This is a genomic window from Bacillus sp. MAG717A, from assembly GCF_036884855.1.
GTDB classification, from domain to species: Bacteria; Bacillota; Bacilli; order Bacillales; family Bacillaceae; genus Bacillus; species Bacillus safensis.
Map to the genome: position 1 here is coordinate 1,507,729 of NZ_CP145733.1, position 24,198 is coordinate 1,531,926.

Genomic DNA, 24,198 nt, shown 5'->3' on the forward strand with positions numbered 1-24,198 from the left:
TGGAGAAACAATACAAAGTGTTTAAAGGTTAACCGTGGAACCTGGAAGGTTGTACAAGTAATTCTTTATTCACTGGAAATAGGAGCTTTTAATGTCTGAGAATCTTATTAAAAGTAAACGACGAGTAGAAAAACATGCTGAAGTATTTACTCCCCGTTGGATGGTAGAAAAAATGCTTGATAACGAGGAAATCAAAGAAGCTTGTGTAAATCTGACTGCAACTTTTTTAGAACCGGCAGCAGGAGAAGGTAATTTTCTAATTGCTATTCTAAGAAGAAAACTTGGAATGGTCGCAAAACAATACTCTAAAACTCTTATCCAGTTTGAAAATTTTTCACTTTATGCTTTATCTACCCTGTACGGTATTGAACTTTTGGGAGATAATGCTCAAATGTGTGTGTTAAATCTCTTTGATGTATATAGTGAAATCTATACTGAAGTTGCTCAAAAATTCCATAGAAAACCGAAAAAAAATGTATTAAATAGTGCGAAAGTAATTATAAGAGCAAATATAATCCAGGGGGATTTTTTAACACGTAAAACGATTAGTAATGAGCCAATTATTTTTTCTGAATGGCAAATGACAAATCAATTAACCTCAAATACAAGAACTATTTCAGTGACACGGACGGAATATAGTTTAGATGAAGTATTCGAAGGCAAAGAAAATGAAGCGGGAACTCTTGCACAACCTCAAATTATTGAGAACCAGCTTGATTTATTTGATTCCTATGACTTGGACTTTGAAATTGGGAGAGAATTAGGAGCAGAAGTATTACGATATGCAACAGTTAAAATCACTAAGGTCTATAAAGAGGAGTTAGAAATTAATGACAACAAATAATTATGATACAGCTGTAATTGACAATATAATTACTGGCTACTTACCACATTCAATTTATGCTTTTGAGACAAACACGCATCCTAATTATTTAAAGGTTGGAGATACTAATCGAAGAGTTGAAATACGCCTTAATGAGTGGCGCAAAGTATATAGTAATTTAGTAAAAAAGTACGAAGCAGAGGCAATGTTGGAAGATGAACACGGAGAAAAAACTATTTTTTTTCGTGATTATGCATTGCATGATTACCTTTTAAATGAGAAGAACTATAAGAAGCTGTCAGAAAAACAATATGAGAGTGAATTTTTTAAGTATGCAACTGTTTCTGATATTGAATCGGGAATCAATGATATAAAAAATGCTTATATAAAAGAAGGTATTCGTAAATATAATTATTATCAAGTAGGAACAAATAATAGCCAAGAAGATAACCACTGGAAAAGAACACAAGACTATAGACCACGTCCCAATCAGGAACAAGTTATTAAAAATATTGTTGCTGCGGTAGAAAAAGGTCGGACAAATCTTTTGCTTTATGCTGTCATGCGTTTTGGTAAGTCTAATGTTTCTATCTGGGCTGCTAAAGAGTTAGACAGTAAACTGACCGTTATAGTAACAGGGAAAGCGGATGTAAAGACCGAATGGAAAAAAACAGTTGAATCCCACAAAGATTTTGAAAATATTGTTTTTACAGATTCCATAGGTTTTACAGAAGAATTTGCTAAAGAGCACAAGTCAAATAATATTGTGGTTTTTACTACATTACAGGACTTAGCAGGAAGTCAAGAAAATCTCAAAGTTAAGCATGAGTTACTTTTTAAAAGTGAAATAGATTTCCTCGTAATTGACGAAAGCCATTTTGGAGCGCGAGCAAAAATTTACAGTAAAGCTCTTATAAACAAAGAAGACGCTGATTTTGATGAGTTAATAGGGGACGAAATTGATAATGCAGTAGAAAATATAAATAGCTTAAATTCTAAAGTTAAGCTGCACCTGTCGGGAACACCTTATAGAATACTTCTAAGCGGGGAGTTTTCAGAAGCAGATATTGTGGGAAGAGTCCAATTTACTGATATACTAGAGTCGAAAAAAAATTGGATAAGTGAAAATATTGAAGAAGCAGAGGAGAAACCTTGGGAAAATCCTTACTTTGGTTTTCCCGAAATGGTTCGCTTTGCTTTTACTCCTAACAAATCTGCTGTAAAATTACTAGAGAATCTAAAAGAAAATGGAGAATCTGCTGAACTTAATATTTTATTTGCACCAGAGAGTACAACAAAAAATAAAGCAAAATTAACAAAGTTTATGCATGAAGCAGATGTTTTGAATCTACTGAAAGCTATAGATGGTTCTGAGGAAGATGAAAATATATTTCCATTTTTGAATTATCAAAAAATCAAAGATGGTAAGTTAGCACAACATATGGTTTTTGTCTTACCTTACAAAAATTCAGCAGATTCAATGGAACGGCTTCTAATTGAGCAAAAAGGTAATTTCATAAATCTAGGTTCATATGAAATTTTGAATGTCGCTGGAAATACATCAAAATTCAAGAATGTTGCTGAAGTTCAAAACCGAATAAAGGAATTTGCGAGGAAAAATAAGAAGACAATCACCTTGACTGTCAATAAAATGCTCACGGGGTCTACTGTACCTGAATGGGATACAATGGTTTTTCTAAGAGATACTAAAAGCCCACAAGATTATGACCAAGCTATTTTTAGGCTTCAATCTCCATGGATAAAAGAAATCAAAGATACTGTGACAGGTGAAATAGTGGGTAAAGAAGATATGAAGCCCCAAACACTCCTAATCGACTTTTCACCAAGTCGTATTTTTAAGATTGAATCAGAGAGGGCTTTAGTCGTAAATGCTGCAGAAGGGAAATCAGGAAATGAACAACAAGAAGAGCAACTTAAAAGAAATATCTCAGTATCGCCAATTATCTATCTCAATATGAATAAACTGGTAGAAGCCACTCCTACTAATATTATCGCAAAAATAAGAGAATATTCTGCTGATAAGAGCATTCTTGATGAGGTGATTGAACTCCCTATTGATGATAAATTATATAGTATCCCTGATATCTTAGCTGAAATTTCAAGACAATCAGAGCTTGGTAGTAAATCGAGCTTTGAAACGAGTGCAAATGAAGAACAGGATACTGAATTAGATGGAAATTTAGACAATAAAAATGATTCAACAAATAGTCAATCAAAAAAAACAGAAAATGAATTATCTGAAAATGATGGAAAACCATCACCAAGACAAATGCAAATGTATTATTCACGTATTTTATTTTATGCATTCCTGTCTCCTCATGATGAAAAGAACTTAGCAGATATTCTTGCTAATATTGATAATAATGAGCGGTTAGCTGAGCATTTAGAACTTAAAAAACCAATACTTGAAGTTATAAAAGCTCATATAAACCCCTTTATTCTTGCTACATTGGATAATAAAATAGAAAATATCAATGACTTAAGACGTGATTTGACAGAGCAAGATATTCTGAAAGCTATTGCGAAATTTGGGCGTATTTCTGAAAATGAAGTCTTTACACCAATTAAGGCGGCAAGATTGATGGTTGAGAGCTTGATGTCTGAAGAATTTATTAATGAATACAAAAGAAATCCTAAAAATATTATTGATTTAACTTCTAAATCAGGCGTTTATCTTATAATGGCATATCAAAAACTTGCTGAAGCAGGTGTTGATAAAAATATATTAAAAGATAGGCTGTTTGCTGTTGCAACTTCCCATATTGGTTATGAGTTTACAAGAGCAGTGTATGAGAAGTTTGGATGGAATTTGAATAATCTAGCTAATTCAGATAGTATTAACAGTTATCAAATTATTGAAGAAAAATCTATAACCCAAAAACTTAAAAAGCAATTTGGAGATGAGAATTTGAAGTTTGATGTAGTTATTGGTAACCCGCCTTATCAAAAGAAAGCAAAAGGAACCAGTTCAAGCGATGATCCGATATATCACTTGTTTATGCAAGAGTCCTATAAAATAGCTGATAAAGTGATGTTCATAACTCCTGCACGTTTCTTATTTAATGCTGGAAAAACACCAAGTTCATGGAATAAAGAAATGCTTAATGATAAAAATTTGTCAGTTGTGCATTATGAACTAGAAAGTAGTAAAATATTTCCAGGAACCTCAATACCAGGTGGAATTGTAGTAACCTACCGTGATGTAAATATAGATTTTGGGAAAATAGGTACTTTTGTTAAATTCAAAGAACTAAATAGTATAATGCAAAAAGTCTGGGGATTTAGGCAAGAAAGCATTAGAAAGGTAATCTACACACAAAGTAAATTCAACCTTGAAGTACTATATGATGAATATCCTCAGTATAAAGATATAATTGGTAGTAAAGGAAAGGATAAGCGTTTTAGACAAATTATTATGGAGCGTTTAAGCATATTTTCTGAAACGCGAAAATTTGATAACGATTTAAGAATTTTAGGGCTAATTAATAAAAAAAGAGCTTACAGATATATACCTAGAAAGTATGTTGAGCCAACAGATTGGTTAGATAAGTATAAAGTATTTGTTCCATTTTCAAACGGTGCTTCTGGTACTCTAGGCGAAGAATCTGCAAGGTTAATTAGTACCCCTGTTTTAGGATTACCTGGTGAAGGGATGACACAAACTTTTATAGGAATAGGTGCATATTCAACTAAAGAAGAAGGGGAAAATTTGCTACGTTACATTAAATCAAAGTTTGCCCGTGCGATGTTAGGAATATTAAAAGTAACTCAAGGAAATAAATCTGACACGTGGGAATATGTCCCTCTGCAAGACTTCACTGATGCCTCTGATATTGATTGGTCAAAATCTGCTACAGAAATCGACCAACAGCTCTATGGAAAATATGGACTTGATGAAAAGGAGATTGCATTTATTGAAGAAAAAGTTACTGCGATGGAATAATTAAAGGCTACTATAGAGTTCAGGTTGAAAATATAGTTTTTAAATGGTTAAATCTGTATGCCGAAGATTGATTTTAGATTAGATATAATAGTAAAGTTCGTAAAGTGGGATATCTAGAGAAGGGACAAGTTGGGATATTTAACTACGGTCAATTAGTCTGAACAGCGCAGCAGCGATTAATTAAGGAACAGTTTAATTCAAGATATAAATAAATTACGGATGAAACTTTGATTTAAAGAGTGTTGGATGAGTCTCACCAGCTTGAATTGTCAAATCCAATGGGAACAGCATAGAAAATGTCTAATCAAATAGTGATGCTGATATTTTTGATTAAATTCATAATAAGTATTTAGGAGAGGCGTTGTAGCCTCTCCTATTTTTATTTTACTCTCAGAGAGACTTAAGTAAAATAAAAGGAGTGGAAGAATTTCTTAGTTACATTTTCAAATTTTTAAATATTACTTTTATTTATTTGTTAATAGAACCTCGTCATTATAATAAATTGGAAGTTGAAAGAGACAAAGCCGAAAAATATAGCCAAAAATTATATGAAATACGAAAACTAAATATCAAATATATAGATGAAGTTAAAGAATTTGAAATAGAGAAAACGGAAAAGCAAACTGTCTTGGCTAGTAATGAAAAAGAAGCCAAAACTGAATTAGAGAGACTTAGAGAAGAGGGATTAAAATTTCAAAAAGCTTTATCTAATGTTTCTGTTGAACTTGAAAATTTATCAAGGGAAGAAGTACAAGCTGAACGAAATTATCATGTTCTTACTTCACAAAAACCGAGTTTTTTATGGTTTCAGAAAATATTTAATAAGTCTAAAGTTGAACATTATTTCAATAATCTAAACAACGTGAATGAACACTTAAATGATCTAACTCAACAAAAAACAACACTTTTAAATAATTATAGACAGCTTGAAAATCATCTAGAGAAAAATGGTGTTAAAAAAGAGTATACTCAAAAACAAATGGAGGAAAGAAAATCTATCTTTGAACGATGGGTGAATGCTAAGAACAATGATCTGGAAAAAATGAAAAAAGAAATTGATGCATTTGAAAAGTTCAAATCACAAAATGGAATTAAGGAAATAGATTTTTCTCTATCATACGAAGAACTTCAAAAGTCTAATCCTTGGTATACAAAGGGGTTTCGTATTTTACAATCAGAATTATTTATTTCGGCTTTAAAAGTTAGAAAGCAATTCCTCAATGAGAACGTAAGGAATTTAAAAGCTGCAAGGATGATCTGGAATAAACAATCAAATTACATTGCGAAAGAAAATGGCCATGAGTTAATTTCAGAAGCATGGCAATGGATCAATTTCGCTGTGCCAGTTATCAGCACTACTTTTGCAAGTTTTGGTCGAATGTTTAAAAACCTCAAGGAAAATTCAATAGGCAACTTATTCATTGACGAGGCTGGTCAAGCATTACCACAGGCAAGTGTTGGCGCCATTGTTAGAAGTAAAAAAGTAATGGTTGTTGGGGACCCCTCACAAATAAAGCCAGTATTAACTTTAGATCCAAATGTTTTAACTTTGATTGGAAGACACTATAATGTAGACGAAAAGTTTGTCTCTGCTGATGCATCCACTCAAACAATAGTAGACGATACTAGTCAGTATGGTTTCCAAAAAAACGAAGAAGAATGGGTTGGTATTCCACTGTGGGTACATAGACGTTCAAACTATCCGATGTTCACGATTTCTAATGAAATATCATAGGATGGTTTAATGGTACAAGGTAAAAACGAAGATGAGGTGCAAGGGACTTCAGAGTGGCTTCATTCTGTTGGAAAGGCGAATGACAAATATGTTAATGAACAAGCTGAGTTACTGAAAAAACAAATTACTGAGCGGTTACAAGCAAATACAGATTTAGCTGATGATATCTATGTAATATCTCCTTTTAGAAATGTTGCATATCAAATTGCGCGAGTTTTAGATGAAATCCGCTTTACTAAACGAAAAGAAGGTAAACCGATAAATGTAGGTACTGTTCATACTTTTCAAGGAAGAGAAGCGAAAATTGTCTATTTTGTCCTAGGAGCAGATTCAAATAGCAGTGGAGCAGCAAAATGGGCTGTTTCCGCCCCCAATATAATGAATGTTGCGGCCACTCGTGCTAAAGAAGAATTTTATATTATTGGTGATAAGAAATTGTATGCATCTCTTGGAAGTGACGTTGCAAACAAGACTATTTCAATTATTAATGACTATAATAATAAGTGAATTTCAAACTTATAACATATACGTACAACTGGCTTGTAACCCAGCTGCGTAAGTAGTACTTCAATATACAATCTAAGAAAGCAGGCACACCATGCACACAATCAAAAAAATAGGCCAAACCTTCTCCTACATCACACCAATATCACTCACTGACCGCCCCATCCTAGGTATGGTCGTAGGCAATAACAAAACATTAATGATCGATGCTGGTAATTCAGAAGATCATGCCAAATACTTTATCAAAGAAACCTTAAAACACGAGAACGCTTCGCCCGATATGGTTGTCCTCACGCATTGGCATTGGGATCATATCTTTGGTCTGCCTGCGCTGCCTGATACGGTTTCAATTGCTTCTGCACAGACAAGAAAGAAAATGGAGGAGCTTGTTCCGTTTTCGTGGTCAGATGAGGCGATTGATGAGCGGGTGAGGGAAGGAACGGAGATTGAGTTTTGCGCGAAGGCGATAAAAGAAGAATATAAGAATCATCGAGATATTCAGGTGGTTTTACCGGATGTCACGTTTGACCGTTGGATAGAGATTGATCTTGGCGGGGTTACTTGTGTCGTGCAGCATGTTGGAGGCGATCATGCGGCTGATTCCGTGATCGTGTATGTGAAAGAAGAGAAAATCCTTTTTCTTGGTGATTGCATTTATCCGAAAATGTATGCCGAAAAAGTTCATTATACGGTGAAGGAAATATTGCGTCTTTTAGATGAGTTAGATGCTTTTGATGCCGATACGTATATTCCTTCACACCAAAGACCGTGGACAAAAAAGGAGTTTCGTCAGGAAACGGACAAGCTTAGGATGATTGCGAAATTCACTGATCTATGTGGTGGAGATAAGCAGAAAATCACGAAAGAATATCAAAATTACGTGAACAGAGAACTGAAAGAAGATGAAATAGAGACGATTGCTTATTTTGTAAATGGTTATGAAGCGAATCCGGTCATTCACTGATCACATTAGCATGCTTATGTAGTAATGCCTTGCGTGTGGGATTAACTATTTAAATCCTCTTACGTCCCTTTATAAATACTATAACTAACCCCCTCCACTAAGTTCGAGGGGGCTTTTTTGGTTTAACTTAGGATTTAGCCAAATGTAAGTTAAAGATAACTTTTGATGTCATGTTTAGTTGGTAGATGAATGGAAGAGATTTTATATAATAATGATGAAGGGTGTGAAAAACATGATTAATATGAATTTGAAAAAAATGCGAAAAATACACAGGTTTACACAAGAAGAAGTGGCTGAGAAAATTGGTGTTTCAAGGCAAGCTGTTGCGAAATGGGAATCGGGAGAAACTGTGCCGGATATCAACAATTGTAAGGCTTTGGCTGAATTATATGGCATTGCTTTGGATGATCTCGTGAATAATTTGGATGGTACAGAAGTAGCAGGGGTGAAACCAAAAGGGAAACACATATTTGGACTTGTAAAGGTTGGCGAACGCGGGCAAATTGTCATTCCCAAAAAAGCGAGGGAGATATTCAACATCTATCCTGGAGACAGCTTGTTGATGTTGGGCGATGAAGCTCAAGGAATTGCTATTGTAAGGAATGAGGATTTCTTGCAGTTCGCTGACGAGATATATAAGGCACAGGAAGGTCAGGAGGATGAGGAATGATTGCAATTCAAACAAAGAATCTAACAAAGAAATTCGATGATAAGATTGCAGTCGATTCTCTTAATCTTTCAATTGAGCAAGGCGAGCTTTTTACTTTACTTGGAGTGAATGGTGCAGGTAAAACGACAACGATCAAGATGTTGACCTGTCTCAGCACCCCCACAACCGGCGATGCATCGATTCTTGGTAACAGTATTGTTTCTAATTCTTACGCAGTAAAAAAGCAGATTAATGTTTCACCACAGGAAACGGCAGTAGCTCCTAATTTATCCGTTAAAGAGAATCTTGAATTAATCGCTCAGATCTACGGATTCCACAAGAAAACAGTTGATATAAAAGTTGAGGAAATGCTTCGTACGTTTAGTCTGACGGAGGTATCTAAAATGAAGGCTAAAACCTTATCCGGAGGGATGCAAAGAAGACTTAGTATTGCAATGGCACTCATTACAGACCCCAAAATCCTTTTCCTTGATGAACCTACTCTCGGTCTTGATGTCATCGCAAGGCGTGAGCTATGGAGTACTATTGAGAAATTAAAGGGGAATATGACGATCATTCTCACGACACATTATATGGAGGAAGCAGAAGCCCTTTCGGATCGAATAGGCACGATGGCGAAAGGAAAATTAAAGGCTGTTGGAACAGCCGCTGAATTGAAGGAAAGTACCAACACCCAATCACTTGAGGATGCGTTTGTGTCATTAGCGACTAAAGAGGAGGTTATAAGATGAAGTCACTTGCCTTTGCTTCACGTAATGGTAAAGAGATTTTAAGAGATCCTTTAAACGTAGCTTTTGGTATAGGCTTTCCATTAGTTATCTTATTATTACTCCATGCTATTCAAACGAATCATCCAACTGATGTATTTGCTATTGATCAACTTATTCCTGGCATAGCTGTTTTTGGCCTTTCTTTTATCTCACTATTCTCCGGAATGTTAATAGCTAAAGATCGAAGTACCTCATTTTTGATGCGATTATTTACTACACCCCTTTCTGCCTCAGACTACATTGTAGGGTATATTGTGCCACTCCTACCTATTGCGATTGTTCAAGTGATCATTAGTTTTATCGCAGCATTTTTCTTAGGTTTACCTTTCGATGCCAATGTTTTGTTATCCATTCTTGTCCTTTTACCAACATCTTTACTATTTATCGGCATAGGGCTTTTAGTAGGGAGTATATTTAACGACAAGCAGGTTGGTGGTATTTGTGGAGCGCTACTAACGAATATGAGTGCATGGTTAAGTGGTACATGGTTTGACTTGAATCTAGTTGGAGGTTGGTTCAAAGATATTGCATACGCACTTCCATTTGCTCACGCAGTAGACGCTAGTAGAGCTGCTCTATCTGGAGACTATGGATCAATTTCACTGCATTTTTGGTGGGTGATTGGATATACAGGTGTTATTGTAGCTATCGCCATTTTTGCTTTTAAAAAGAAAATGAATGGGGAAAACGCTTAGTTTGGTACAGTTTTTGATGAAAAAATTTACAGCTGGGTTATCTGGGCCTTTTTCTGTATGATAAACTTTAATGAAGTTGTCATTTAAGTAGAGGGAGGTACATATGAAACAGCTTTATATGAAACAAAAAATATTTAGTCTGAGCGGCAGGTTTACGGTAAAGGATCAGCAGGAGGACGATGTGTATGTGGTCGAAGGCAGCTTTATGAAGATGCCAAAGACGTTTACCATTTTGAATACAGAACGAGATGAAATCGCTGTGATTACGAAGAAAATGTTTACCTTTTTACCGAAGTTTTTAGTAGAAGTTGATGGTCAAGAGGTATTGACGATTAAAAAAGAGTTTACGTTTTTTAAAGCAAAATATTCAATTGATGCTGCTGGGATTGAAGTACAAGGTAACTGGTGGGATATGAATTTCCAGGTGCTCCAGAACGGCGAAGTGATCGGTCAGGTGAAGAAGGAATGGTTTACTTGGGGTGACAGCTATAAGGTTGATATTTTGAAAGAAGAAATGGAGCCTGTGATGATTGCGCTCGTTGTTGCGATTGATTGTGTGAAAGCTGATGAAGCAGCGTCTAGGTCTTCGTCGTCGGCCACGACGAATTAATAAGTGAGGTGAGCACACTGATCACATTCCAATACAAAGTATTTCTAACAGTCGTCGAATGCGGCAGTTTTACAAAAGCCGGGGAGAAGCTTGGGCTGACGCAGTCTGGGGTGAGTCATAATATTGCAAAGCTTGAGTCGGAACTCGGGATTGTGCTGCTTCGACGGAATCGAAACGGGCTGTCGTTGACAGACGCAGGTGAGCGGGTGATGCCTCATATCCGGCAAATCTTGCATCATGCGGCATTGCTTGAGCAGGAGGCGGCGCTAATTCAAGGGATGGAAGTGGGGAGCATCAAGATTGGGACATTTCCTAGTTTTTCTTCAAATGTTCTACCACGCCTTATTCACCGTTTTACGCAATGCTATCCGCATATCAAGCTGGAGTTATATGAAGGCGGTTATGAGGAGATTGAGGAATGGATCGCTTCAGGCACGGTTGATGTTGGTTTTTTAACGCAGTCATCGAGGGAATTCGAGACCATTCCACTTTTTCAAGATGAATTGGTGGTGCTCATACAAGAGAATCATCGCTTTCATACGAAGAATGTGATCGAAGTTGATTCATTACATGATGAAGCCTTTATCATGCCGAAAGCGGGCTGCGACATACTCGTCAAGAAGCTGTTAAAAGAAAGAGGCGGCGTGAAGCCTCATGTTTTGTTTGAAATTGAAGACAACAATACGCTCATTTCTATGGTGCAAGAAGGGCTTGGGGTCACGATTATTCCAAAATTAGTGTTACCGCCGCACATACCTCATACGAAAGTCATTCCACTGGAGACGAGCGTCTTTCGTGAGGTCAAATTGGCGCTCAAATCGTTCAAAGCAGCTTCCCCATCGACCAAGAGGTGGATCGAAACGGTCAAAAATCATTTTAAATAGAATCAGCTTGAACAGGAAGTCCCCATTCAAGCTGGTGTTTTATAAAGACAACACGCCGCGGATCGTGATGACAGCTGCGCCTGCCACTTTGATCACCGGCTTTGATTCATTTGGAATGACTGTGATACGAAGCAAGCCAGGTCTGCCGATGGCATCGCCTTGGGCAATGTTCAGGTGAGTGATTTCTTGCTGAGAAATGATGCCCTCCAAATAAAGATATCCAGCCAATGCCCCGTTTGCTGCCCCCGTCACAGGATCTTCGGGTATACCAATCCCAGGTGCAAAATCTCTCGTATAAAGATCGCATTCTTTTGAGGTGTGGAACGTATAAAGGTGGGTTGTCGAGATGACATGCTCTTTATTCATTCTAGCTAAAGCCGCTAAGTTTGGTGCTGCTTGATCAATGTCCTGTTGGTCCTTCATCGGAACAAGCAGATGCCAGTTACCGGTGTTTGCTAATTTGATAGGAAAGGATGGATCAATGCGGTCAATGCTCACACCAAGCATGTCACTAAGCTCTTCTAAATCAATGACAAAATCTCGCGTCTTCGGTGTCACCTGAGTCATTTCCACATCAACGACCTTGCCATTTTCTTCGTGCCATACGACAGGAACCTTGCCGATCTTTGTTTCTAACACGACCCCTGATCTCTCTTTAGCCAGCCCTAGCTCCGTCGCCAGAAGCCAAGTCAATCCAACAGTCGCATGCCCGCAAAAATTGACCTCTTCCGTCGGCGTGAAGTATTTGACCCGATAATCGGCTTCCTTATCATGGGCAGGCAGCAAGAAGACGGATTCCGGTAAATTCAACTCCTTGGCGATGCTCTGCATGTCATCTTCTGTTAAAAACTCACCATCCAACACCACCCCAGCGGCATTTCCTCCAAATTTCTCAGTTGTAAACGCATCAACATGATACACTCTAATGTCTCTCATCTGACGAACCCTCCTATACATTTTTGTTACGTTTATCATAAGTTTGTTTGATGCATTCGTAAAATGAATCTTTTTGATGTTTTAAATCGGAAGTGTTCATGTAATAGAGAAAAGTTCAACATATCTCTTAAATTATTATATAAGTCTTTAGTCACTATATTAGCCCTTGTGCCTATATCAGATGAAATATATAATATTTGTATATAAAAACATTAATAGGAAAAGTGAGGATATATTTATGAAAATGGTCCTGAAATTAGTAGCTTCTATTCTATGTGTGATGATGTTGAGTTTTCATATACAAGAAAGTGTGAGTGCCACAGAGGGTGGAACGAAAACAACGGTTGATCGTTATCAATATGGTGATAATTATCTGACAGGTAAAACAGCGCCAAACGCAATCGTTGCATTCGTAGATTGGGGTGTTCCGAGTAACTGGAAATCTAAATATATGTACTACGCAAAAGCAGATAGTAATGGAAACTTTAAGTTGTTTTCTTGGAACATTAGTTCAGGTCAAACGGCGGAGTTAGATACGTATGACCAAAATGGGACAATGCTTTCTTCAAACAAAGTGTATGTTTTCAAGGAATCTTTTAGCTCATTAGATCCGATATATGATACTTCTCAGGAGTTAACTGGGAAAACTGTGAAGAACACAAAAGTAGAGGTCATGAAAGATGGCAAAGTAATTGCCTCAGGCACATTCAATGATGCCATTCATTTGAAGCTGCCTGCCCTAAGTGCAGGGACATTCCTAACAGTGAAAATGACGACTGGCAGCAATATCGACGTTTACAAAAAAATTGTGAATCCTAAGAAAATCTCACTTATTCCTATGACAAAATGGTCTAAATCAGTGAAAGGCCAAACGGGAATTCCTTATGCAAAGATCGTTTTTAAAAATCAAAAATCAAGTGACATCATTCAATCGATGACTGCAGATGGTGATGGCAACTTTGAATTGAGTTTAGACAAAAACACAATAAAGTCATTAAATCAAAGTAAATTTCAAGTGTTGGAACCCTCCTATGATAATGCTTTGTATGAGACCACTTTCCAACTGAGATCAACTGCTCCAACTATTGATCCATTTACTCAGCTTTCAACTTCAGTGGGCGGAACTGCAACTCCTAAAAGTATGATCAATATTTTAGATGGAGAGGGAAGAGTCATTGGGGAAGGTCAGACAGACTCTAATGGCGTCTATGATGTTCCTGTTTCAAAGTTAATCGGTGGTGACTTCATTACAGTCAAGTCGTTCATGGCTGATAATCCGAGTGAAACGGATCAATCTCAGGAAGATGTACAGAAAGTTTTTGTGGAAGAAATCGATGATTCAAGTGAGACCATTAATGGCATGAGTACGTTTGGCGATCAAGCTATTGTAGAGGTGCAATCTGATTCAACGAATAACACAATAAAAGCAATGTCGAAACTCAGCGCTAGCACAACGAAAAAGAAATTTGGACCATTCAACATTACGCCGGGCAAAGATTTTAAATTGAAAACGGGAAAATTACAACAAGGATCTAAAGTAACAATCACGTTGCAAAGTGGAAAGAGAAAGGTCGCCTTGCCAGCCTTCACCGTCAAAAAAGTCGTCACATCTCCACTTGCAGCATCCCAAGTGAAGGTGACGAACAATAAAGGGAAAAATGATACGGTGACGATAAAAGGAATCAAAAAGCAATCAGTCATCAAAGTTTTTAAACAATCTTCTGGTGGAAAAGCGATTTCCCAACAGGCTGCATCTAGCTCGAACCTGACGATTTCCTTTAAGCAATTGGGTCAAACAAGTGGAACGCTTTATATCAGTATAAAAGAGCCTGGTTTAAAAGAGGGAAATCGAGTACCAATTCGTTATCAGGGTGAAAAGTCAGATGCTTTAAAAGCCAGCCAAGTCAAAATCAATAATCTTAAAAATAAAAATGACATCATTACAGTGAGTAAACTGAAGAAAAAAGATGTGATTAAAGTCTACTCAACAAGCGGGAAATTACTATCCACATCAAAACCTGCTACCAGCTCGTCCATCAAATTGTACGTTAAACAAGTTGGGACTAAGAGCGGTAAAGTGTATATCACGCGTAGCAGCGATAAGATGCTGGAAAGCGGAAAGCAAACCATTTCTTTTAAAGGTGAGCCGTCTGCTTCGTTAAAAAGCAACCAAATCAACATCGTGAACAACAAAAAGAAAAAAGACGTGGTCACAGTCAGTAAACTCACAAAACAAGATGTTGTCAAGATCTATCATTCTTCAGGAAAGCTTATTGGAAAGTCAACGGCTTCTAAAAGCAAGGTTGTAAAAGTCACTTTCAAACAACTAGGCGCTAAGGGAGGAAAACTCTACTTCACCGTCACTGGGAAAGGCATGTCGGAAAGTAGTAAGACGGTAAAGGCGTTTAAAGCTGAAAAGTAGAGTTTAATGATCATTTTAAAAAATCGTCGTTCATTTCTATGGTGACGATTTTATTTTTAATAGCCAAACGATATAAATTCCAATGATAGGAGAGTGTTTATATTGAAAAAATTGCAGTATTTTATCCTAATGGCTGTCATCTTTTGCTGCAGTATGTGGTCCGCTACTGTTCAGGCACAATCCGGGTATTTCAACACATATACAACGTATTCTGCAATGTCAGGTTCTGGGTTCTACACTTCTATGCAAGGGATGGCTGTAGATCGTAATAATAATATGATTTATGCTGCAAAAATAAATACGTCAAATCACTTGACGCAATTGTACGCTATTAAAATGAACGGCTCGTCAGGCAATAGAACTGTGAAGCTCCTTAAAAACTCTGACACCAACAGTACTAGCAATGACTTAGGACATGCCAATGACTTAGCTGTGAAAGCCCAAAAAGGTGATGATCAAGTTAGCTTATATGTAGCGCCTATGGCCGATGGTGTAAAGTATGTAAAAAAGATAGTGAAGTTAAGTGTGAACACGAAGAAAAATACGTACAAAGTGGCTAAATCCTATGTCCTTCCATACCAAGGGGCGAATTTATCAATTAGCGGTATCACATATTCTGTTGGAGCGGACAAGTTTATTGTAAGGTCTGGCAATCGCTTTTTTATTGGGAATTTTAATGACCAAAAAGGACAGTTTGAATATGAGGCAACGTTTACATTAAATTATAAGGAAGCCATTGTAAATCAATCAGAGGTTGATGTTTCTAAGTACATTCTTCAAGGTATTTCTTTCTACCAAGGAACATTATATGTACCATTATCTAAGCCAGACTCCAACGGCGGAGCTTCTAATGTGAGTGTTATTCTCACATATCCGTTAAATATCAATCAAATGCTGAAAGAGCAAAAGGAAACACCTGCAAAAGATTTTTCAAAAGAGTTGTTTACTAGAAAAGACCTTTCATTCCGAATTACGAGCAGTGCATTTACTCTTTTTGAAATAGAAGCTGTTGATTTCGATGACGGAACGTTATATTTTAATACAAATCGCGGGAAGAACGGTACACAAGAAGATATGATCGCGACGTTCAATGATTATAACTATTACAAGTGAATTGTATTCAAAAAGCCCCTCAGCTTATGAGGGGCTTTTTCCGTCCATCACCCATAATAATTATTGGCTTGAATAAAAAATTGGGATTGTGTGTAGTTATATGTGATTTTCGAAAAGTCGAAGGGCTGACCGTTTGTGAGGTGAAAGACCGTCTCGACGCGTAGAGCGGGATCGTCTTGTTTGAGGCCGAGGTGCGTCGCTTCGGTTTCATTCAATTTGCCTACTTGTAAGTACATATCGGAGAAACCGACTTTGAGTCCCAAACCTTCACTGACGAATTTAAAAACAGAATCGGCGGCAATTTCTGTGTTGAGATAAGGAATGATCGTTTTTCGGTAATAGGATTCTTCTAAACATAAGGTTTGTCCATTGATGTAACGAATACGTTTTAGATAAAAAACATCTTCATCTTGTTCAATGTTCAAATTAAATGCAGCTTCTTCGGACGGCTTGATGGTGTCTAGCATTAAAACCTCTGATGTCAGTTGAAATTCCTCTAAGTCTTTTTTAAACCCTTGGTTGGATAAAAGACTGATGTAGCCCTTGCGCCGGTGTCTTCGAACAAAGATGCCGCTGCCCCTCACTTGATAGATAATTCCTTTTTTTTCGAGTAATTCTAACGATTTGATAATGGTACTTTTGCTCACAGCAAATTGGCTCATGAGTGTTTCGAGTACAGGGAGCTTATCCCCTTGCTGCATCTCATGGGTGACAATATATTTTTCAATATCGCTCGCAATTTGTTGATACTTTAACATGGCTATTCCTCTTTGTTTTCACGATTTATTGTCTTTGTATTATAGCACATACCTAATTTCCTTTGATATGCTATCTAAAATTATATATGTATTGATAAATTGTACCGGTATAATTATAATGTACATATACTAGTAGTGATAAAGGGGGGTTTTATATGTCAAAAGTGAGGGACTATCAAAAGCTTGCAGAAGACATCTTAGAGGCAGTTGGCGGAGAAGAAAATGTGGTGAGTGCTGCAAGATGCGCCACGCGGCTGCGTTTGGTCTTGAAACGTTCGAATCCAAAGGCAAAGGAAGCAGTCAATGCGATGCCTGGCGTCATTACCGTGGTGGAAAATGGCGGTCAATTTCAGGTCGTTATCGGTCAGCATGTTGGTGAGGTATATGAGCATTTTTCAAGCCTTGTTCAGCTGCAGCCGTCTGATGATGATCAGCCAAATGAAAACAAGGGAACGGTGCTGAACCGTGTCATCGCGACCATGTCTGCTGTGTTTGCGCCATTTGTGTATATTTTGGCAGCAGCAGGTATTTTACAAGGTGCACTTATCCTCATTAATTTATTATTTCCAAGCTTCTCGAAAACGGGAACGTATGAAGTCTTTAGCTTTATTTCATGGGCGCCGTTTACGTTTTTGCCTATCTTTATCGCCATCACAGCAGCCAAGCATTTTAAAACGAATATGTATATCGCCGTAGCGTGTACAGCAGCGCTTGTCAGTCCAGCTTGGACGGAGATTGCTGGACGCGTGGCATCAGGGGAAGGCGTTACTTTTTTAGGCATAGCGTTATCTGAAACAGTTTATACGTCATCTGTTTTGCCGCCGCTATTCTTGGTATGGATTCTTTCATATGTAGAGAGATTTTTAAACAAACGCATTCACGAGGTGGTCAAACCGTTATTTGTCCCATTTATCTGTATGGTTGTCATGGTTCCGTTAACGATTCTATTAATTGGTCCTCTTTCGACAGCCGGTGCAAATGGGATTGCAAACGGATACAATGTCTTAGCGGAAAATGTCCCAGCTTTAGCAGGTGCTATTATCGGAGGATTCTGGCAAGTGCTTGTCATTTTCGGTGTTCACTGGGGCATCACACCAATGGTGCTCGCCAACTTTGAACAATATGGACGTGACTCCTTCCAGGCATATCAAACCATCGCTGTTATCGCTCAGGTCGGCGCAGTGTTAGGGGTTATTTTAAAAGCAAGAAACCGCGAAACACGAAAAGTCGGGGTTTCAGCGGGAATCACGGGTCTCTTTGGAATTACTGAGCCTGCGATTTACGGGGTTACCCTGCGTTTCAAAAAACCATTTATTTTCGGATGTATATCTGGAGCGGTTGGTGCCATTGCTGCCAGCTTCTTTACGCCTTATTACTTTGCGTATGCAGGTTTGCCTGGTCCACTGACGATTGTAAACGGAATTAGTTCAGATTATCCAACATCAATTATCGGCATATTGATTGGTGTCGCAATTGCGCTGATCTTACCAGTTGTGCTTATTCAAATGTTTGGTTATGGGGAAGATACAGTGGAACAGACAGCCGGTGCAACGTCTGATAAAGAGCAAGTTGGAGAAAAAATGAATGCTTCGATGAATAATGAAGAAACCATTCCTGCACCGCTTGCAGGGAAAGTGATCCCGTTATCTGAAGTGCCAGATGCCGTATTTAGCTCGGGGGCGATGGGCAAAGGGTTTGCGATTGAACCGACAGACAACAAGCTGTATGCACCGTTTGACGGCAGTGTCGTCATGCTTGCGCCAACAAAGCATGCGATTGGACTGCGTTCAGAATTCGGGGTGGAGTTACTAGTTCATGTAGGAATTGATACGGTTTCCCTAGATGGCTCAGCATTTACTCTGCATATCAAAGAAGGCAGCAAGGTGAAGAAGGGTGACTTGTTGATGACATTTGATCAAGAAGCCATTGAAAGCAAAGGATTAAAAACAATCACACCAGTCATCATCACCAATACACAAGCGTACGAAGATGTGATTGTAGAGAAACGTGAGACATGTCAGCCAACAGACGTCATGATCACAATTGTTAAATAGGAGGAATGAATAATGACATTACCAAAAGATTTTCTATGGGGCGGAGCATTAGCTGCACATCAATTTGAAGGTGGATGGAATGAAGCTGGAAAAGGCCCAAGTGTTGTAGATGTGATGACAGCAGGTGCTCATGGAGTACCGAGACAAATAACTGAAACGATAGAAGAAGATAAATTTTATCCGAATCATGAAGCAATCGATTTCTATCATCGATATAAGGAAGATATCGCGATGTTTGCCGAAATGGGTTTGAAATGCTTACGTACATCGATTGGCTGGAGCCGGATTTTCCCTAAGGGAGATGAAGAAGAGCCGAATGAAGCAGGTTTACAATTCTATGATGATGTATTCGATGAACTGCTCAAGCACGGCATCGAGCCTGTGATTACGCTATCTCACTTTGAGATGCCGCTCCATTTAGCAAGAGAGTACGGCGGGTTCCGCAGCCGAAAAGTCGCTGAGTATTTCGCGAAATTCGCAGAAGTATGCTTCAATCGATACAAGGACAAGGTCACATACTGGATGACATTTAATGAAATCAATAACAAAATGGATGTCAACAACCCGCTGTTCCTTTGGACAAATTCAGGGGTATCAGTCAAAGCAGGCGAAAATGCCAAAGAAGTCATGTATCAAGCAGGACACCATGAATTACTTGCAAGTGCATGGGCAGTAGCCAAAGGAAAAGAAATCAATCCTGCTTTCCAAATTGGAGCGATGGTGTCTCACGTGCCAATCTATCCATATTCCTCAAACCCTGAGGATGTCATGCTGGCAGAGGAATATATGAGACAGCGCTATTTCTTCCCAGATGTACAGGTGCGCGGCTACTATCCGAGCTATGCATTAAAAGAATTCGAACGCGAAGGCTATCACATTCCATTTGAAGAAGGCGATGAAGAAAGCTTAAGAAAAGGGAAAGTGGATTATCTAGGCTTTAGCTACTACATGTCGACAACGGTTAAAAGTGATACGGTGTCTGATCACAACGGAGACATTGTCAACGGAGCCCTGCCGCATGGTGTAAATAACCCTTATATCAAATCAAGTGACTGGGGCTGGTCCATTGACCCGACAGGCTTAAGATATACATTGAATCGTTTTTACGATCGCTATCAAATCCCGTTATTCATCGTAGAGAATGGATTTGGTGCAATAGATCAAGTGGAAGAAGACGGTTCTATTCACGATCCAGAAAGAATTCAATATCTCGCTTCTCATATCGAAGCACTGAAAAAAGCCATTGAATACGACGGTGTCGACCTTATTGGCTACACACCTTGGGGCATCATTGATATCGTGTCATTCACAACAGGAGAAATGAAAAAACGCTACGGCATGATCTACGTTGACCGCGACAACGAAGGAAACGGCTCAATGAAGCGCCTCAAAAAAGATTCGTTTACTTGGTATCAAAACGTCATCGCAACGAACGGTGAAGAAGTGTAATAAAGGAAAATAGAAGCCCGGACGAGCGTGGTATATGCTTGTTCGGGTTTTTCATTGTTTATGTTTTATTAATGCCTGAATACAAAGAAAAAAGAGAGTAATAGCGACAAAATAGTTCATTGGATTGAGAAAGATCTTAATGTTCAAGGATATTTGAAGAAGAATCCAAAAGCCGAATATCACCATAACAGCAGGAATGATTTTTTTATACACATTGATTCTCCTTTCGAGAGTAGTTTGTTTTTAATTGGCATTGTCTCATATCATTGCAGAGATTGAAAATGAGATAAAGATATTAATAGGCTCTATTACACCATTTGGTATAATTGATCTATAAAAGCGATAAATGGTAGATAAAGAATAGGAGCTGTTGAAATGAATCAAACTCTGCAAATGGGTGCCAATACCGTACTAAACTCTCCAAAGGGACAAGTATCTATCAGTTATGAAGTATCATCTGCAATTGATATTTCTTTAACAGCGTTTCTCTTAACAGATTCAGATCTAGTTCAAGGAGATCATGGCATTATTTTTTACAATCAGCCGGAGAGTGCCACGGGTGTCGCGACACTTTTACCAGCAGAGATATCAGGTCAGTTGAAAAGGCATCAATTGAATTTTGATATGAGCAAAGTGCCTGCTGGAATCACAAAGGTGGCGATTACACTAACAGAGGATCAAGGAATTGGTTTTTCTCAAGTGAAGAATCTGCAAGCAGAAATTCAAACAGGCGATGAGGTACTATACCTTACACCAGTAAGCTTTACAAATGAAAAGGGTATTGTCGTAGTAGAGCTATATATCAGAAATGGTGAAACGAAAGCACGATCCATCTGGCGTGGCTTCGATTCTGGATTAGAAGGGCTATGCAAGCTTTTTGGGGTAGAGGTTGAACCTGATGAACAGGATGTTTCTACACCTCCTCAAATGACTTCTGAAAAATTAATTGATGAGCCTGCTCCAATGAAGCCAGCTGCTAAAGAGAAAGTCGCTGCACCAATTAGCTTAGAGAAAGTTCAAGGTAAAATTAGTCTAGACAAAGGTCATAAACCGATCATCATTGAAAAAACGCCTGAGATTACAGCTACAGTATCCTGGGAGTCTGGAACTGATTATGATATTTATGCATTGGTCTATACGAAGTCAGGAAAACAAATAGATGTGGCCATGTTTGGCGCAAAAGGTGTTCCTGCTCTCAAAAGTTACGGTAACGGAGCTGTAGAGCATATGGGAGATGTCGGTAGAGACCGTGAATTGATGAAAACAGAAGTCATTAAATTACGGTTAAATGACGATATCCTTGCTATCGTTCCGGTTGTTTATTCTGCTCAATCAAACGGAACAGGTTCCTTTTATAGATATAGGGTATCTATGAGTATCGATAATCACCAAGGAACATCTGTGACAATTCATGCCAAACATGCGAATGATAATGATCGGATTTATTCTTGTGTGCCGGGTATGCTTCAAAATACAAATGATGGTGTGATCATCCGTCCGCTAGAGCTTTACAGCAAACCAAATTCCGAGCGCAGACCTAAATTAAAAATGAAGTCTTCTAATGAAATTGATGTTTTGATGGATAAAGGACCAATCAATGATTATAAATAAAACGAATGTATGGCTAGACAGAGCAAAGTCCATTGTCTAGCTTATTTTATTTAACTTTTAAATAGAGAGCCTATTCCATTATTTATGTTATTTAGCCTATTTTTCCGTTTTGAGGGGCACGGTAAAATAGACTTTATGATCAATAATGGAGGGAGTGACTTCTTCTGGGCAAGATACTTGATGCAAAAGCACTAACAAGTGCCATGGACACAAGGGCAAAACACTATCAGGAACTCCGCGAACAAATGGTAGATTTAAAAAAGGCATTACAAGGTGTGGCCAACCTCGGTGATGATTTTACTGGGAAAGGTGCCGATAACATTAAAAGCTTTTATAAAGAGCTCGCCGGAAATGTAGACATGTTTATCAGCTTCATCGATAAGCAAAAAGCCTTTCATGAAGGTGTTTCTGGGGCACTTGATGATACGAGCTTTGGTGGCGATACCTTTGTAGAAGAACACTTTTTAGACAACGCAGTACATATGGGCATTAAAAATGCCAAAAGCATTGTAAAGGATCAAAAAAAGGCACTCAAAACGATTTTTCAAGACATTGATGATCTCATTTCACTAGAGGTATTTGATAGCCAAAACTTTGACGAAAAAATAGAAGATGCGGAAGATGAACGAAAAAAGACAGTCAAAGATCTAAGAGAGCTTGATCAAAATTTAAAAGATGAATATGCTTTGTCAGAGACGGAGCAGCAAGCTACAATGGCATTGTACGCTGAAATGATGAATGCGACAAATGACGGAAAAGCGATTTCGCCTATGAATTTTGACAAGAAAGCGTATCAAAATAGCGAAATCTACAAGGCAAAAAGTGATATTGAAAAGCAAACTTCTGAATATCTGAAAATCAAAAAAGAACAAGAAGAAGCCCGCGAGATCGCAAAGGAACAAGAAGCCCTCGCCAACCGTCCTTGGTATGAAAAAGCGCTCGATTACGGTGGAAATATCGTCAATGAACTGACTGGTGTGAACGATGCAAAACGTGCCGCAACAGGTGTTGATCCAATCACAGGTGAGGAACTCACCGCAGGCCAGCGAGTCGCGGCAGGAGGCATGGCAGCAGCAGGCTACATCCCAATCGTCGGCTGGGCAGGCCGCATTTTCAAAGGCGGAAAAGCTGTCTATAAAACCACCCAAGCCACATCAGCCGCAGTCAGGGCAGTTGACATCTACAAGACATCACAAAAATCCTTTGACGCCTTGAAAACATCTCAAAAAGGCTTATATGGCCTCACCGCCACCAACGGCTTCAGCGAAGCGATCACTGGCCGAGATATGTTTGGAAATAAAATTTCTAAAGAACAGCAGGAAGCGAGTATGAACACGGCTCTGGGGATGCTTTTGCCGTTTGGTAAAAAGAGCTTCAATGGTAGTCTGAGGATCGGTGAACAAAAAGTTGCTGAGAATATTATAGCAGAAAGAACCAAGGGATTAGATTTAAAGAAGCACCCTATACAAAGAAAGCAGTTAAGCGCTAAGAAGATGAAAGAGTTGAAAGACAAATTTGAGAATAGGACGATTACGAAATTAGAATACGAAAATTATAGATGGAATAAAAAGTTTGCCAAACATAGAAACACTGGTGTGAATGAGTTTTGGTATCAGGAACGTCAAAGGATTTTGAATAAAGAGGGTCCAACCAGAAACTGGGATAAGCAGCAATTAAGTGATATTCTAAATGGTAAGAAGCCTAAAGTAGATGGAAAAACTGTGCAAGGTCACCATTCTTACAGTGCATCACAATATCCACATTTAGCGAATAAAGGTGAAATTATATATCCAGCCACACCAAATGAACATTTTAATGGTTGGCATGGAGGTAATTGGAAGAACAGTCTGCCTGGAGAAAGAATTAAACCTATTGACGATTTCTAAACTATGGAGGAGAAAATAAATGCCTAAAATAAAAATGCGAATAGAGAAAGATGATAATCAAATCAAATATATCTCAATTCTAAGAAAACTTACAGATAAAAGTATTTCTGAAATAAAAGAAGCAATAAATAAAAATGATTTTATTTTATCTTATAATTTATTAGATATTGATGAATTGAAAGAGATGAAAAAAATTATCAGTTTACTAGAAAAAGCCGGAGCTAAAATGCATATTTATGAAGATAGTCGAGAGGTTAGTGTTGAATTTTTAGATAATCTTATTGAATCTTATTTGGATACAGAAAAGTATCTAGAAGAAGTTGACGAGCAAATAAATGATGATTAAATTT

General features: G+C 38.1%; 20 protein-coding genes. 17 read left to right on the plus strand and 3 right to left on the minus strand.

Translation table 11 applies throughout. From position 1 onward, the window contains the following. Positions 1-91 precede the first annotated feature (91 nt). From V6Z54_RS07750 to V6Z54_RS07795, 10 genes are all read left to right on the plus strand, one after another. Positions 92-844, plus strand: coding sequence for a methylase (locus tag V6Z54_RS07750; RefSeq protein ID WP_338527871.1), 753 nt, complete (start codon positions 92-94; stop codon positions 842-844). Next, a complete protein-coding gene (locus V6Z54_RS07755) occupies positions 831-4,787 on the plus strand; it encodes an Eco57I restriction-modification methylase domain-containing protein (RefSeq protein ID WP_338527872.1) in 3,957 nt (1,318 codons plus the stop codon). Before V6Z54_RS07750 ends, V6Z54_RS07755 begins: the two co-directional genes overlap by 14 nt. Before the next feature lie 418 nt (positions 4,788-5,205). After that, entirely contained in the window at positions 5,206-6,522 is a 1,317-nt protein-coding gene (locus V6Z54_RS07760; RefSeq protein WP_338527873.1) for a hypothetical protein, read from the plus strand. 9 nt (positions 6,523-6,531) lie between these two features. Next, positions 6,532-7,029 (plus strand): AAA domain-containing protein, encoded by a 498-nt coding sequence (locus V6Z54_RS07765; protein ID WP_338527874.1) that lies wholly within the window; start codon positions 6,532-6,534, stop codon positions 7,027-7,029. 91 nt (positions 7,030-7,120) lie between these two features. Further along, a complete protein-coding gene (locus V6Z54_RS07770; RefSeq protein WP_338527875.1) occupies positions 7,121-7,990 on the plus strand; it encodes an MBL fold metallo-hydrolase in 870 nt (289 codons plus the stop codon). 232 nt (positions 7,991-8,222) lie between these two features. Beyond that, on the plus strand, positions 8,223-8,660 hold the full coding sequence (locus V6Z54_RS07775) for a helix-turn-helix domain-containing protein (protein WP_326349746.1): 438 nt from the start codon (positions 8,223-8,225) through the stop codon (positions 8,658-8,660). Beyond that, entirely contained in the window at positions 8,657-9,391 is a 735-nt protein-coding gene (locus V6Z54_RS07780) for an ABC transporter A family member (RefSeq protein ID WP_338527876.1), read from the plus strand. Before V6Z54_RS07775 ends, V6Z54_RS07780 begins: the two co-directional genes overlap by 4 nt. Further along, the gene (locus tag V6Z54_RS07785; protein ID WP_338527877.1) at positions 9,388-10,125 is read left to right on the plus strand and encodes an ABC transporter permease; all 738 of its coding nucleotides are present in this window, start codon (positions 9,388-9,390) and stop codon (positions 10,123-10,125) included. Before V6Z54_RS07780 ends, V6Z54_RS07785 begins: the two co-directional genes overlap by 4 nt. Positions 10,126-10,228: 103 nt before the next feature. Continuing rightward, entirely contained in the window at positions 10,229-10,735 is a 507-nt protein-coding gene (locus V6Z54_RS07790) for an LURP-one-related family protein (protein ID WP_144493786.1), read from the plus strand. An 8-nt stretch (positions 10,736-10,743) separates the two neighbouring features. Next, positions 10,744-11,619: a LysR family transcriptional regulator gene (locus V6Z54_RS07795; RefSeq protein WP_338527878.1), complete on the plus strand. Its 876-nt coding sequence runs from the start codon at positions 10,744-10,746 to the stop codon at positions 11,617-11,619. Between the two features lie 39 nt (positions 11,620-11,658). On the opposite strand, the gene V6Z54_RS07800 is transcribed toward V6Z54_RS07795, so the two are convergent. Continuing rightward, positions 11,659-12,555, minus strand: coding sequence for a PhzF family phenazine biosynthesis protein (locus V6Z54_RS07800; protein WP_268501880.1), 897 nt, complete (start codon positions 12,553-12,555; stop codon positions 11,659-11,661). Positions 12,556-12,793: 238 nt separating this feature from the next. On the opposite strand from V6Z54_RS07800, the gene V6Z54_RS07805 reads away from it, so the two are divergent. Next, positions 12,794-14,977: a hypothetical protein gene (locus V6Z54_RS07805; protein WP_338527879.1), complete on the plus strand. Its 2,184-nt coding sequence runs from the start codon at positions 12,794-12,796 to the stop codon at positions 14,975-14,977. A gap of 102 nt (positions 14,978-15,079) precedes the next feature. Further along, complete coding sequence (locus V6Z54_RS07810; RefSeq protein WP_338527880.1) at positions 15,080-16,090, plus strand: hypothetical protein; 1,011 nt, start codon at positions 15,080-15,082, stop codon at positions 16,088-16,090. A gap of 47 nt (positions 16,091-16,137) precedes the next feature. On the opposite strand, the gene V6Z54_RS07815 is transcribed toward V6Z54_RS07810, so the two are convergent. Beyond that, on the minus strand, positions 16,138-16,848 hold the full coding sequence (locus V6Z54_RS07815) for a GntR family transcriptional regulator (protein ID WP_106025390.1): 711 nt from the start codon (positions 16,846-16,848) through the stop codon (positions 16,138-16,140). Positions 16,849-17,003: 155 nt separating this feature from the next. Here V6Z54_RS07815 and V6Z54_RS07820 point away from each other — a divergent pair, with 155 nt between their 5' ends. Then, positions 17,004-18,902: a beta-glucoside-specific PTS transporter subunit IIABC gene (locus V6Z54_RS07820; RefSeq protein WP_039182778.1), complete on the plus strand. Its 1,899-nt coding sequence runs from the start codon at positions 17,004-17,006 to the stop codon at positions 18,900-18,902. A 9-nt stretch (positions 18,903-18,911) separates the two neighbouring features. Then, complete coding sequence (bglA, locus tag V6Z54_RS07825; RefSeq protein ID WP_338527965.1) at positions 18,912-20,351, plus strand: 6-phospho-beta-glucosidase BglA; 1,440 nt, start codon at positions 18,912-18,914, stop codon at positions 20,349-20,351. Positions 20,352-20,402: 51 nt separating this feature from the next. Here bglA and V6Z54_RS07830 read toward each other — a convergent pair whose 3' ends face one another. Next, positions 20,403-20,564, minus strand: a complete 162-nt coding sequence (locus V6Z54_RS07830) for a hypothetical protein (protein ID WP_041089488.1) — start codon at positions 20,562-20,564, stop codon at positions 20,403-20,405. A gap of 162 nt (positions 20,565-20,726) precedes the next feature. Between V6Z54_RS07830 and V6Z54_RS07835 the strand changes: the two genes are divergently transcribed. The 3 genes from V6Z54_RS07835 to V6Z54_RS07845 all read left to right on the plus strand — a co-directional run bounded on the left by V6Z54_RS07835 (position 20,727) and on the right by V6Z54_RS07845 (position 24,194). Beyond that, complete coding sequence (locus V6Z54_RS07835; protein ID WP_338527881.1) at positions 20,727-21,962, plus strand: TerD family protein; 1,236 nt, start codon at positions 20,727-20,729, stop codon at positions 21,960-21,962. A gap of 164 nt (positions 21,963-22,126) precedes the next feature. After that, on the plus strand, positions 22,127-23,848 hold the full coding sequence (locus V6Z54_RS07840) for a T7SS effector LXG polymorphic toxin (RefSeq protein ID WP_338527966.1): 1,722 nt from the start codon (positions 22,127-22,129) through the stop codon (positions 23,846-23,848). A gap of 19 nt (positions 23,849-23,867) precedes the next feature. Continuing rightward, positions 23,868-24,194, plus strand: a complete 327-nt coding sequence (locus V6Z54_RS07845) for a hypothetical protein (protein WP_041087420.1) — start codon at positions 23,868-23,870, stop codon at positions 24,192-24,194. The last annotated feature ends 4 nt before the right edge of the window (positions 24,195-24,198 follow it).

What these genes read in the sequence shown, in the direction of transcription:
- V6Z54_RS07755 (WP_338527872.1), top strand. Translation starts at nt 831, where the DNA reads ATGACAACAAATAATTATGATACAGCTGTAATTGACAATATAATTACT.
- V6Z54_RS07780 (WP_338527876.1), top strand. Translation starts at nt 8,657, where the DNA reads ATGATTGCAATTCAAACAAAGAATCTAACAAAGAAATTCGATGATAAG.
- V6Z54_RS07790 (WP_144493786.1), top strand. Translation starts at nt 10,229, where the DNA reads ATGAAACAGCTTTATATGAAACAAAAAATATTTAGTCTGAGCGGCAGG.
- V6Z54_RS07835 (WP_338527881.1), top strand. Translation starts at nt 20,727, where the DNA reads ATGAATCAAACTCTGCAAATGGGTGCCAATACCGTACTAAACTCTCCA.
- V6Z54_RS07800 (WP_268501880.1), bottom strand. Translation starts at nt 12,555, where the DNA reads ATGAGAGACATTAGAGTGTATCATGTTGATGCGTTTACAACTGAGAAA.
- V6Z54_RS07785 (WP_338527877.1), top strand. Translation starts at nt 9,388, where the DNA reads ATGAAGTCACTTGCCTTTGCTTCACGTAATGGTAAAGAGATTTTAAGA.
- V6Z54_RS07845 (WP_041087420.1), top strand. Translation starts at nt 23,868, where the DNA reads ATGCCTAAAATAAAAATGCGAATAGAGAAAGATGATAATCAAATCAAA.
- V6Z54_RS07765 (WP_338527874.1), top strand. Translation starts at nt 6,532, where the DNA reads ATGGTACAAGGTAAAAACGAAGATGAGGTGCAAGGGACTTCAGAGTGG.
- V6Z54_RS07815 (WP_106025390.1), bottom strand. Translation starts at nt 16,848, where the DNA reads ATGTTAAAGTATCAACAAATTGCGAGCGATATTGAAAAATATATTGTC.
- V6Z54_RS07770 (WP_338527875.1), top strand. Translation starts at nt 7,121, where the DNA reads ATGCACACAATCAAAAAAATAGGCCAAACCTTCTCCTACATCACACCA.
- V6Z54_RS07805 (WP_338527879.1), top strand. Translation starts at nt 12,794, where the DNA reads ATGAAAATGGTCCTGAAATTAGTAGCTTCTATTCTATGTGTGATGATG.
- V6Z54_RS07775 (WP_326349746.1), top strand. Translation starts at nt 8,223, where the DNA reads ATGATTAATATGAATTTGAAAAAAATGCGAAAAATACACAGGTTTACA.
- V6Z54_RS07820 (WP_039182778.1), top strand. Translation starts at nt 17,004, where the DNA reads ATGTCAAAAGTGAGGGACTATCAAAAGCTTGCAGAAGACATCTTAGAG.
- V6Z54_RS07750 (WP_338527871.1), top strand. Translation starts at nt 92, where the DNA reads ATGTCTGAGAATCTTATTAAAAGTAAACGACGAGTAGAAAAACATGCT.